At 67.0% G+C, this 12,200-nt stretch carries 10 protein-coding genes; 5 read left to right on the plus strand and 5 right to left on the minus strand.

Annotated elements, in window-relative coordinates:
- The first annotated feature begins 166 nt into the window (after nt 1-166).
- The 4 genes from HWX25_RS17965 (at nt 167) to HWX25_RS17980 (ending at nt 4,756) form a co-directional block, all read left to right on the plus strand.
- Nucleotides 167-1,501: an FAD-binding oxidoreductase gene (locus HWX25_RS17965; RefSeq protein ID WP_175909474.1), complete on the plus strand. Its 1,335-nt coding sequence runs from the start codon at nt 167-169 to the stop codon at nt 1,499-1,501.
- Nucleotides 1,502-1,561: 60 nt separating this feature from the next.
- On the plus strand, nt 1,562-2,656 hold the full coding sequence (locus HWX25_RS17970; protein WP_175909476.1) for a potassium channel family protein: 1,095 nt from the start codon (nt 1,562-1,564) through the stop codon (nt 2,654-2,656).
- 143 nt (nt 2,657-2,799) lie between these two features.
- Nucleotides 2,800-4,278, plus strand: a complete 1,479-nt coding sequence (locus HWX25_RS17975) for a sensor domain-containing diguanylate cyclase (RefSeq protein WP_175909478.1) — start codon at nt 2,800-2,802, stop codon at nt 4,276-4,278.
- A gap of 145 nt (nt 4,279-4,423) precedes the next feature.
- A complete protein-coding gene (locus tag HWX25_RS17980) occupies nt 4,424-4,756 on the plus strand; it encodes a cupin domain-containing protein (RefSeq protein ID WP_059819300.1) in 333 nt (110 codons plus the stop codon).
- 13 nt (nt 4,757-4,769) lie between these two features.
- Here the strand turns inward: HWX25_RS17980 and HWX25_RS17985 are convergent, their stop codons facing one another.
- From HWX25_RS17985 to HWX25_RS18000, 4 genes are all read right to left on the minus strand, one after another.
- Entirely contained in the window at nt 4,770-5,747 is a 978-nt protein-coding gene (locus tag HWX25_RS17985) for a helix-turn-helix domain-containing GNAT family N-acetyltransferase (protein WP_175909480.1), read from the minus strand.
- A gap of 147 nt (nt 5,748-5,894) precedes the next feature.
- The gene (locus HWX25_RS17990) at nt 5,895-6,653 is read right to left on the minus strand and encodes an SDR family oxidoreductase (RefSeq protein WP_175909482.1); all 759 of its coding nucleotides are present in this window, start codon (nt 6,651-6,653) and stop codon (nt 5,895-5,897) included.
- A 268-nt stretch (nt 6,654-6,921) separates the two neighbouring features.
- Nucleotides 6,922-8,322, minus strand: a complete 1,401-nt coding sequence (locus HWX25_RS17995; RefSeq protein WP_175909483.1) for an LLM class flavin-dependent oxidoreductase — start codon at nt 8,320-8,322, stop codon at nt 6,922-6,924.
- Nucleotides 8,319-9,584 (minus strand): acyl-CoA dehydrogenase family protein, encoded by a 1,266-nt coding sequence (locus tag HWX25_RS18000; protein ID WP_175909485.1) that lies wholly within the window; start codon nt 9,582-9,584, stop codon nt 8,319-8,321. The genes HWX25_RS17995 and HWX25_RS18000 overlap by 4 nt, the downstream gene beginning before the upstream one ends.
- 294 nt (nt 9,585-9,878) lie before the next feature.
- Between HWX25_RS18000 and HWX25_RS18005 the strand changes: the two genes are divergently transcribed.
- Entirely contained in the window at nt 9,879-11,117 is a 1,239-nt protein-coding gene (locus HWX25_RS18005) for an SfnB family sulfur acquisition oxidoreductase (protein ID WP_175909487.1), read from the plus strand.
- 118 nt (nt 11,118-11,235) lie between these two features.
- Here HWX25_RS18005 and HWX25_RS18010 read toward each other — a convergent pair whose 3' ends face one another.
- The gene (locus HWX25_RS18010) at nt 11,236-12,174 is read right to left on the minus strand and encodes an alpha/beta hydrolase-fold protein (RefSeq protein WP_175909489.1); all 939 of its coding nucleotides are present in this window, start codon (nt 12,172-12,174) and stop codon (nt 11,236-11,238) included.
- Nucleotides 12,175-12,200 lie beyond the last annotated feature (26 nt).

The raw sequence follows: 12,200 nt of genomic DNA on the forward strand, positions 1-12,200 counted from the left end.
GGGACGGCCGATGAGCAAAAACGACCGGCGGCAGGGCCGATGCCGGACCGTTCATCGAGCGTCCCGCACATTCGCCAGCCTTGTCCGGGACCCGACCGCCTGATCCGGTGCACGCCATCGCGGACGTCGATGGATGCGCCCGACGTATCGACGCCAACAGAGAACAATGACGACAACCTATCCGCTGCATGACGCATTGACGCACGCCGACACGGCGTTTCCGGCCGAAGCCGACATCGTGATCGCCGGCGCCGGCATCATGGGCTGCGCGGCCGCCTATTACCTCGGCCTGCGCGGCCTGAAGGCCGTCGTGCTCGACAAGTCGCGCATCGCCGGCCAGCAATCGACGCGTGCCTGGGGCTTCGTGCGGCAGCAGGGCCGCGAGTCCGCCGAAGTGCCGCTGATGATGGCCGGCATGCGGATCTGGGAGGGGCTCGAGCAAGCGCTCGGCTTCGATCTCGAATGGCGCCAGGGCGGTTGCCTCTATATGGCGGACAACGAAGACGACTGGGCATCGTTCCAGGCATGGCTCGCCGTCGCACGCGAACACGGGCTCGACACGCGCACGCTGACACGCGCGGAAATCGACGCGCGCGTGACCGGCCTGGCGACGCAAGCGCGCACGCTCGGCGGGCTGTATACGGCGACCGACGGGCAGGCCGAGCCGCGCCGCGTGGCTGCCGCGTTCGCGGCGCGCGCGAACGAAGCCGGCGCGCGTTTCTTCGAAGGCTGCGGCGTGACGGCGATCGAGACGGCCGGCGGCGCGGTCGTCGGCGTCGTGACCGAGCGCGGCACGATTCGCACCCGGCGCGTGATCTGCGCGGCCGGCGCGACCAGCTTCCGGCTACTCGACGGTGTCGGCATCCGGCTGCCGCAACAGGCCGTGCGCGGCACCTGCATGCGCACCAACGTGCTGCCCGACGTGTCCGCATCGACGATCTGGGGCCACGGCCTCGGCATTCGGCAACGCAGGAACGGCACGATCAACCTTGCCGACGACATGCAGGTCGACGTCGACCTGACGCTCGGCCATCTGCGCGGCTTGAGCCTGTTCTGGCCGGAGTTCTGGTCGCAGCGCGAGAAGTTCCGGCTGCATCTGAATGCGGCGGCGTGGCGCGATGCCTGCGCGCGCATCAGCGGTGGCGGCGGCCCGATCGAGCCGCGCGATCCGCAGCCGCAGCCGAATCGCGCGCATGCGCCGCGCGCGCTCGCGAAGTTGAAGACGATCTTTCCTGCGCTGAAGGATGCGCAGATCGTCGAGGCCTGGGCCGGCCTGATCGACGTGCTGCCCGACGGGATTCCGGTGATCGACGCGCCCGGCACGCCGTCCGGGCTCGCGATCGCGACCGGCTTTTGCGGGCACGGCTTCGCGATGGGGCCGATCGTCGGGCGGCTGCTGGCCGAATGGGTAGATGCGGGCGAGCCGTCGCTCGACCTGTCGGCGTTCCGTGCACGGCGTTTTGCCGACGGCACGATGGTCCGGCCGCGCAGCATGCTGTAGCGGACGCGCCTGCATGTTCCCGTCGTAGAATCGAGCCCGCAATCTTCAGGAGATTTCCCGTTGGCAACGCCCACCGACAAGCGCCGCTCGCTGCGCTCACGCCTGCGTCGCACGCGCGACCCATGGCGGGCGCCGCGTGCGCGCACGCTGTTCACGCGTCCGGCGACGTCGCCGCGGCGTACGCTGCTGTTTCGTCTCGGCGCGGTCGTGGTGCTGTGCATGCTCGCGTTTCTCGTGCTGTATCTCGATCGCGACGGCCTGCGCGATTCGACCAAGAGCACGCCGATGAACGTCGCGGACCTCGTGTACTTCACGATGGTCACGGTCGCGACGGTCGGCTACGGCGACATCGTGCCGGTCACCGCGCGCGCGCGTCTGATCGACGCGTTCTTCATCGTGCCGATCCGCATCGGCATCTGGTTCATCTTTCTGGGCACGGCCTATCAGTTCGTGATCCAGCGCGTCATCGAGGAATTCCGCATGAAACGCCTGCAGAAGCAACTGTCCGATCACATCGTCGTATGCGGCTACGGCTTGTCGGGGTCGATCGCCGTGCGCGAGCTGCTCGAAAGCGGCGTCGATCCATCGACGATCATCGTGATCGATGCGCAGCAACAGGCGCTCGAGGCCGCGACGTCGCTAGGCGTGACCGGGCTGCTCGGCGATCCCGCGCACGAGGATCTGCTGCAGCAGGCGCAGGTGCGCGCGGCGAAGGCCGTGATCATCTCGGTGACCGACGACCCGACCGCGATCCTGCTGACGCTGTCGGTGCGCAGCATCGCGCCGGAGACGAAGATCGTCGTGCGGATCCAGGAGAACCTGTATCAGCGGCAACTGCGGCAGGCGGGCGCGGACGTCATCGTGTCGTCGACGAAGATCGGCGCGCTGCTGCTCGCGGACGCGGTGCATAGCCGCTACATCGTGCCGTTCGTGAACGACATGCTGTCGACGCGCGGGCGGGCGACGCTGCTCGAGCGCGAGGCATTGCCGCACGAGATCGGCTGCATGACGAACGTCGTGCCGGGCGCGATCGTCGTCGGGCTCGATCGCTGCGGGAAGATTCATTCGTTCTACGAGGATCCGCCGTGCCGGATCGAGGCGGGCGATACGCTGGTCGTGATCCAGTCGGCGAGGATTCCGGACCCGGACGTGTGAGGGCCGGTTGGGCAACGCCCGCCATCGCATGCATTTGGCGCGCCGTGACCGGTGGATCCCCCGCTTGATATGCCACCGCGCGTTATTTAGTATGAAGTAATCGCGTCGTGCGCCGCGCACGAGCGTGATCATCGAGGAGACACATGAAATTCAGGTCGGCGGCTCCCCAGACGATCGTCGTGATCGGTATCGTGATCGCCTGTGCGCTCATGGGTCTGTGCGTGCTGCAATTGTTCCAGAGCCGCAACGACGCGCTCGAGCGGGCGAGCGAAACGTCCCGCAATCTGGGACTGATCGCCGAGCGCGACATCGAACGCAATTTCGAACTCTACGACCTGTCGCTGCAGGCGGTCATCGCCGGGCTTCAACGTCACGACGTGATGGCGGCGCCTGCGGGCCTGCGGCGCGCGGTGCTGTTCGATAACGCGATGACGGCACAGTTTCTCGGCTCGATGCTGGTGCTCGACGCCGGCGGCAACATCGTCCTCGATTCGGCCAACGACGTTCCACGCCACGGCAATTTCGCCGATCGCAAGTACTTCACCGTCCACCGCGACAATCCGGATGCGGGGCTCTATGTCAGCGACCCGTTCACGTCCCGCCTGCGGGGTGGTTCGCCCAGCATCGGGCTCACGCGGCGGATCTCGAACCCCGACGGCTCGTTTGCCGGCATCGTGCTCATCGCGGTCAACCTCGAGTATTTCCATCACCTGTTTGCCGGCCTGTCGCTCGGACAACATGGATCGATCTCGTTGATCGGCAACGACGGCGTGATGGTGATGCGTCAGCCGTACGACGTCCACACCATCGGTCGCAACATCAGCCAGGCCGCGACGTTCAAGCGGTTCCAGGCCGCGCGTGAGGGCGTGTTCTCCGAAACCTCGGTGCTCGACGGCGTGCGTCGTCTCTACTACTTCAGGCACTTGCCGAAGCTGCCGCTGATCATCATGGTCGCGGAAGCGGAGCAGGATATCTATGCGGCATGGCGGCACCGGGCCGTGACGATCGGCGCGCTGGTGGCGACCTTCGGCGCCGCGTTCATCGCGGTGTCCTTCATGCTCGGCACGCAGTTACGGCACCGGATGCGCGCCGAGTCGGAACTCGTGCTGCTGGCCCGCACCGACGGTCTCACAGGCCTGAACAATCGCCGCAGCTTCGCGGAAGTGCTGGATCGCGAATGGCGTCGCGCGCGGCGGGCACGATCGGTTTTCTCGTTGCTGTTCGTCGATGTCGATCGCTTCAAGGCCTATAACGATACCTACGGCCATCAGGCAGGCGACGACGCGCTGGCCGCGGTCGCACGCTGCATCGGCGACAACATCCGACGGCCGGCCGATACTGCGGCCCGCTATGGCGGAGAGGAATTCGTCGTGCTGCTCCCCGATACATCCGAGCCGGGCGCCGCCCAGATTGCCGAGCGGATTCGCGCGGCGATCGACGGGCTGCCGCTCGAACACGCCGGCAGCGAACACGGGCACGTCACGGCCAGTATCGGCCTGGCGATCTGGACGCCCGAGCACGATGCCGAGGCCGACGCCGTGATCAAGGCCGCCGACGAGGCGTTGTATTACGCGAAAGCGACTGGCCGGAACAAGGTCGTCGCCTTTCATCCGCCGGCATGACGCGCGTCACGACATGCGGCCGCAAGACTTCATGACGTACACCAGGCGTTGCCGGCACCCGTAAAACAAGTTCGCCGCGATGTCGGCCTTCGCGCTACAGTGGGCGTCATTCGCCTTCCGCCGAAGGCCGACCCGAGGTCGAACCATGCAACTTCAAACCGGCAACCTGTTCAGCGTCGAAGGAACGCGCGGCGACGACGAGCGGGTCGATGTGCTCGTCACCGGCGCGCGCCTGAACGTCGAGCGGATCGTGTCGATGGGGCATACGAGCCCCGACGGGTTCTGGTATGACGATTCGCGCGCCGAATGGGTGGTGCTGCTGTCGGGCGCGGCGGTGCTCGAGTTCGAAGCGGACGCGACGCTGCACGACATGCGTCCCGGCGACTACGTGCTGATCGAACCGCATTGCCGGCATCGCGTCGCGTGGACGCATCCCGACGAGCCGAGCGTCTGGCTCGCGATTTATCACGACCGTTGAAACGCGCGGCGGCTCATGTGCCTGACCGGCGCCGGCTGAAGCGCTGCTCGACGACGTTGGTTCCCCATTGCGCGCCCTCCGATTCGCTGGTCAGCGTAAAGCCGAACGATTCGTACAGGTGACGCGCCGAATCGAGCCCCCTGAACGTCCACAGGTATGTCTCGTCGAATTGCTGCTCGTCGACGAAATGCATTGCGCGCGTCATCAGTTGCCGCCCGATGCCGGAGCCGCGCAATCCATCGTCGACGATGAACCATCGCAAATGTGCGATTCCGGTGGCCTTGTTCCCGTCTATTGCGACGGACGCGAGCGCGCGGCCGTTTTCGGCATGGAGCCACAGGGCCTTGCCCTCGATTGGCAGGGTGCCGACAAATTCCGCGAGTTCCGTCGCAACCTTTTTCTCGAAGAACGCGCCGAACCCCCAGTGTTCCGAATAGAACCGTGCATGAAGGCTCGCTATGTCGCCAATACAGCCGGGCTGATAGCCGTCGACAATCTGCGTGGCGTCCACTTTCGGCGGACGCGCGTCGGCGGCATTGTCCTGTGCGAGCGCGTCGCTATAAAGCGCCAGCGAACGGACGAGGGTTTGCTGGTCCGCCGGGACCATCCGGCGCAACGCATTCGACACCTGACGCGTCGCGAACTGGTCGATCTTCCTGCGAAGTTTTTGCCCGTCGGCAGTCAGGTACAACGCCGTCGTACGCGCGTCGTCGGGCGAGATGCGGCGCGTGACGAAGCCAGCCGTTTCCAGCCGCGAAAGCTGCCTGCTCGTGTTCGATTTGTCGAGGCGCAGAATGCTGCCCAGATCCTTCGCGCTGATTCCGGGCGCCATGCCTATTTCGAGAACGGCGTGAACGGCGGACGGCGCCAGATCGCTGTCGGCCAGGGTCGCGCGCATGAAGCCCAGTTCGCGAACCAGCTTGCGGGAAAAATCGCGAAGCTCGAGGATCGTCGCTTCGCGAGTCTTCGGCGGAATATCGATGAGGTCCATGCCGGATCCGGGAAAGTTGCGTGTCGCAACTCATATTAGTTGCGATGCGCAACTTGTCAAGGACGATTGACGCCGGGCGGTCGGGCGGCTTGGCCGGCAGCGCGGCCGGGCGCGGCGGAAGCGGCGGAAGCTGCGCGGCGTCCGGCGTTACCCGCGCCCCACGAACGGCATCGTGGTCGCCATGATCGTCATGTTCAGGATGTTCGTATCCAGCGGAAGGCTCGCCATCTGAACGACCGCATTCGCGACATGCGTGACGTCCATCCGCGCCTCGGGCGCCATGCGTCCATCGGCCTGCGGCACGCCTTCCGTCATGCGATCCGTCAACGACGTCGCCGCGTTGCCGATGTCGATCTGCCCGCACGCGATGTTGTACGCACGGCCGTCGAGCGCGAGCGACTTGGTGATGCCGGCCACCGCATGCTTGGTGGCCGTGTATGCGATCGTGTTCGGGCGCGGCGTATAGGCGGAGATCGAGCCGTTGTTGATGATCCGGCCACCCTGCGGCGTTTGCGCCTTCATCACGCGCCACGCGGCCCGCGCGCAGAGAAAGACGCCCGTCAGGTTCGTCGCGACGACGTCGTTCCATACGCCGAAATCGTATTCGTCGAGCGGGACGGCCGGTGCATTGCGGCCGGCATTGTTGAAGAGGACGTCCAGCCGCCCGAACTGCTGCGCGATTTGCGCGAACGCGTGTTCGACCGATGCTTCGTCGGTGACGTCGGCCGGAAAGACATGCGCGTCGCCGTGGGCGGCGCCGATCGCTTCTTTCGTCTCACGCAGCGAGGCTTCCTTGCGTCCGATCAGTGCGACGGTATATCCGGCGTTCGCGAGTGCGATTGCCGCGGCGCGACCGATGCCGGATCCGGCGCCCGTGACGGCGGCGATCTTCTTCGAGACAGACATGGCTTGGTTCCCTGCGGATTGGGTGAGGGAGGCGGCGGCGGGCGCGCGATGCGCTCGCCGTGCGCCGGTCGAAGCGACATGCTACCGCGCACGCCGGATTTCGCGACGCGCGCGACTATTTCGATGCGCTTGCCGACGAGCCGCACGAGCGGCAGGGGGGACGTGGCTTTGACCTGACAGGCGCGGCGCAAGCGGCGGCAGTGCGCCGGGCGACCGGTGCGGCGGTGACGCGGTCGTCCGTCGGGAATGCGGTCCGGCCGCGATGCCGTCACGCGTAGTCGGCCACCTGTTGCGCATCGCGCTTGACCTGTTCGATGTCGCGAAACCGCGCGGCCGGATGCGCGTCCGGCAGCCGCGCCGACCCGCCGAACAGCTTCTCGCGCAGCGTGCCCGGCACGTATTCGGTCGGGTAGACACCGCGCCGCTGCAACTCCGGCACGAGGTAGCGCACGATGTCCTCGAAGGTTTCGTGCGCAACGGCATACGCGAGATTGAAGCCGTCGACGTCGGTCGCGGCGACCCATTCTTGCAGGATGTCCGCGACGGTCCGCGCGGAACCGACGAACACCGGCCCCATCCCGCCGATGCCGCCCCAGGCCGCCAGCTCCTCGATCGTCCACGCGGTATCGCCGCCGGCCAGATGCTCGACAGCCGACACGATCGCATTCGTCTCGACGCGCCGCACGGGATCGGTCGGCGCGTACTGGCCGAAATCGATGCCGGTCCAGCCGGACATGAACACGAGCGAGCCGTCGTACGACACATAACGGCGATACTCATCGAATTTCGCCTGTGCCTTCTCGTCGGTCTCGTCGACGATCACGGTGACGAGGTTGTAGATCAGCACGTCGTGCGGGTCGCGGCCCGCGGCCGCGGCTTGCGCGCGCACGTCGGCGACATAGCGTGCGAGTTGCGGTTGCGTCGGCGCGGCGACGAACACGCATTCGGCGTGTCGAGCGGCGAACGCCTTGCCGGGGCCCGACGCGCCGGCCTGGAACAGCACCGGCGTGCGCTGCGGCGACGGTTCGCATAGGTGATAGCCGGGCACGTCGAAGAAGCGCCCCTTGTGGCCAATCTCGTGCACTTTCTCCGGATGCGTGAACACGCGGCCGTCGCGATCGCGCACGACCGCGCCGTCTTCCCAGCTGCCTTCGAGCAGCTTGTACAGCACCTCGACGTATTCGGCCGCGACCGCATAGCGGTCGTCGTGCGTGCGCAGCCCGTTGTCGCCGACGTTCTTCGCGCCGCTCTCCAGATACGACGTGACGATATTCCACGCGAGCCGGCCCTTGGTGTGATGGTCGGCGGTCGACAGCCGGCGCGCGAACGTGTACGGATGCTCGAATGTTGTCGACGCGGTGATGCCGATGCCGAGATGCTCGGTCGCCATCGCAATCGGCGCGGCGAGCTGCAGCGGATCGTTGACCGGAATCTGCGCGGCCTGATGCAGCGCGTGATAGTTGCTGCCTTGGTAGACGTCGTAATAGCCGATCACGTCCGCGATGAAGATCGCATCGAAGATCCCGCGTTCGAGCACGCGCGCGAGATCGGTCCAGTAGTCGAGATCCTTGTACTGCCACGAACGATCGCGCGGATGCGCCCACAGGCCGGGCGACTGATGGCCGACGCAATTCATCTCGAACGCGTTGAAGCGAATGGTCTTGCTCATCGTGCGGCTCCCGGCTCCGCGTCTGCGCCAGCACTTGCACCGTTGCCGACGCGCCAGACGAACGGTGGCGTGCGTCCGTTGATGACCCAGTCGCCGACGATCCGCGCCTTGTAGACGAGCGGATTGTGCGACGACACCGTGCGCGCGTTGCGCCAGTGACGATCGAGCGCGGTCGTGCTGCGCGTCGCGGACGCGCCGAGCGCGTCGAACAGGCGCGTCGCCGCGCGCAGCACGAGTTCCGACACGACGAGCTGGCTTTGCGCGGATTCGATTTCGGCTGCGACGTTCGCGGCACGCTCGGCTTCGTCGTCACCGCCGAAGCGTGCGACGTACGCCTGCTGCAGCGGCTGCGCGGCGCGCAGCGCGAGCGCATCGGCCGCATAGGCCCACGACGCGATTTCGCCGATCACCTGCTGAAGTTGCGCGTCGTCGCCGGCGCGCGCTGCGTTGCCATGGCTGTATACGCGCGAGCGGTTGCGCACGAGTTCGCCCGCGTCGCGCACGATCGCATGGCCGATGCCGGCCAGCGTGGCGACATGGAACAGCTGGTAGAACGCGGTCTGGTATTTGAAGCGGCGGGCAAAATCGATCACGTTGTCGGCATCGACCGCGGCATTCTCGAAGCGTGTCGTGCCGCTGCCGGTCGTCGTCTGGCCGAAGCCGTCCCAGTCGTCGTCGCGGATCACGCCGGGCTGCGCGGTGGCGACCGCGACGATCACGTCGCTGCCGTCGTGCGCGCGCTGCGCGAATACGTCGATCCAGTCCGCGAACAAACTGCCGGTGCTGTAGAACTTGCGGCCGTTCAGCACGAGCCGGCCGTTCTGCTCCGACACCTTGGTGAGCGTCTGACCGAGCGGAACGTCGCCCGCTTCCGACCATGCGTTGCCGACGAGCTGACCGCTCGCGAAGCGGTCGAACCACGTCGTGCGCAGCGGCCCGGGCGGCTCGTTCAGCCAGTCTTCGACGAACGCGAAGTGTCCGCGCAACGCCTGCGGCAGATTGGAATCGGCGGCGGCGAGTTCGGTCAGCAGCCGGAACAGCTGCGGCAGCGACGCGCCGGCGCCGCCGTCGCGCACCGGCAGCCGTACGGCGCCGAAGCCGGCGGCCTTGAGCCAGCCGATCGCTTCGTGCGGCAGTTCGCGGCGGCGCTCGCGCTCGGCGGTGCCGGCGGCGATGCGCTCGAAGAGGGGGCGAAACCGGCTCGCGAGTGCGTCGTAGTCGGCGCCGGTGGAAAGATCGGTATCTGCGTGCGACGAAGTCATGCGGTGTTCCTCGAAGGGCGGGGCCGTTTGCACCGGGAGGCCAGTATAGGAAGCACGACGCGCGCGTTCCAATAACGGATTCGCAGATCGTTATCGTCGCTGCGCATTACGTGGATCAACGACGGGAAGTGTCGACGCCCGGGCATCGATTGCGATGTCGAAACGTGGAAACGGATGTCGTTCAATGCTATGTCGTTTGTTATCCGAAGGAATATCGTTACGAGAATCGCTCGGTTTGACGGCCTGCGGGGCGCTGCTAGATTGAATGCTTTCGTCATTCGACAGGAGAACCCGATGTCAGATACGAGTGCGACGATTCAGGAGCGCCCGGCCGACGCAAGACCGCAGGTGGCCCGCGTGATCGCCGACGACGCGCAGGCGATCGCGGTCGCGCATGCGCTTGCGCAGCGGCTGGCCGAAGGGGCGGCCGAACGCGATCGCGAGCGCCGGCTGCCGCGCGACGAGATCGAATGGTTCTCGCAGTCGGGGCTGTGGGCGATCACGGTGCCGAAGGCATACGGCGGCGCGGGTGTATCGCACGTGACGCTCACCGAGGTGGTCAAGATCGTTGCCGCGGCCGATGCGTCGCTTGGGCAGCTGCCGCAGAACCATTTCGGGCTGGTCGACGTGATCGCGCTGACCGGCACGGACGCGCAGAAGCGTCACTTCTTCGCGGAAGTCCTCAGCGGCAAGCGTTTCGGCAACGGTTTCTCGGAGAAGGGCACGAAGCATGTGCTCGACCTGAAGACGCGCGTGCGGCGCGATGGTGACGACTATGTCGTCGACGGCACGAAGTTCTACTCGACCGGCGCACTGTTCGCGCACTACGTGCCGGTGCTCGGCCTCGACGTTGCGGGGCAGGCGTGGCTCGCGTACGTCCCGCAGCCGACGCCCGGGCTGACCGTGATCGACGACTGGTCGGGTTTCGGGCAGCGCACGACCGCGAGCGGCACGGTGGTGCTCGACGGCGTGCGCGTGCCGGCTTCGCATGTGCTGAACGCGCAGCGCGTATCGGATGAACCGACGCTCAACGGCCCGCTGTCGCAGATCATCCAGGCGGCGATCGATGCCGGTATCGCGAAGGCCGCGATCGCCGATACGGAGGCGTTCGTGCGCACGCGCACGCGGCCCTGGGTCGACAGCGGCGTCGAGCGGGCGGCCGACGATCCGTTGATCGTCCGCGAGATCGGCCGTCTGCACATCCAGCTGCATGCGGCGGAAGCGCTGCTCGAACGCGCGGCGCGCACGCTCGACGAGATCGGCGCGCGCGGCGCGGTGACCGACGACGATGTCGCGCGTGCGTCGGTCGCGGTCGGCGAGGCGAAGGTGCTCACGACCGAGATCGCGCTGCTCGCGGGCGAGAAGCTGTTCGAGCTGGCAGGCACGCAGTCGACGCTCGCCGAGCACAATCTCGACCGGCACTGGCGCAATGCGCGCACGCACACGCTGCACGATCCGGTGCGATGGAAGTACCACCTCGTCGGCAACTACTACCTGAACGGGGTGCGGCCGGCGCGTCATGCGTGGAATTGAACCGACCGGGATCCGGCGCGACAGCGTGGCGCGCGGGTCGGGCCGGTGACGCCGGCGCAGCGAAGGGCGCGGCGTCAGGCAATCGTCGTGCGACGGCCTGACGTGTCGACCGGCCTCGTTACTTCACGCATTCCAGTGCGTACTTCAACCCCTGTCCGAGCAGCCCGCGCCACACTTCCCACGTGTGCCCGCCGTCGACGACGCGAAGTTCCGCCGGGTTCTGCGCGCGGCGCAGTTGCGTGTACAGCACGCTCGATTCGGCCTGGATCGTCAGGTCGTCGTCGCCCACCGCGATGAACATCGGCACGCGCCAGTTGCGCGCGAAATAGCCGCGCAGCAGCGCCGGGTAGTTCAGCTCGTGCCACACGCGCGGGTCGAACTGCCGGTCGCCGAACACGCCGACATAACGCGCGGCGGAATTGAGCGGCGGCTCGTTCGCGTAGATCGCGGGGCTGAGCAGCATCGCGCCGCAGAACAGGCCCGGCTCGAGCAGCGAGAAACGCAGTGCGCCGAAGCCGCCCATCGACACGCCCCCGATCGCGCGTCCCGCGCGCTGGTTCGACACCGCGAAGTGCGCCTCGACTTCAGGCAGCAGGTCGTTGAGGAACGCGCTCTGCATCTTCTCCTTGCGGTCGACGTACCAGTCGGTGCCGCCTTGCGGCATCACGATCACGACGGGCGGGATCTCGCGGCGCTCGATCAGCGTGTCGGCGGTGGCCTGCAGCCTGCCCTGCGTGATCCAGTCGTTTGCGTTGCCGGCGTTGCCGTGCAGCAGGTACAGCACCGGATAGCGCGCGCCTTCCGGGTTGTAGCCGGGCGGCAGGTAGACCGTGTAAGACCAGTCGCGCTTCAGCGACGCCGACCGGAACGCGCGCAGCACGACGCTGCTGCCCGGATTGACAGGAGGTTCCTGGACGGCCGGCGCGATCGTTGCGGGCGGGACGGTCGCGGCCGCGGACGACGCCGTTGAAATCGTGGGCCCGCCCGTCGTGGCGTGGGCGGTGGCGATGGCGCCGGCGATCAAGGCGGCGGCGAACGGAAGGGCGAGTCGGCGCATGGTGAATCGTTTCAGGAGAGGCGCCC

The sequence above is a fragment of the Burkholderia sp. BCC1640 genome (assembly GCF_902833125.1).
Classification (GTDB): domain Bacteria; phylum Pseudomonadota; class Gammaproteobacteria; order Burkholderiales; family Burkholderiaceae; genus Burkholderia; species Burkholderia diffusa.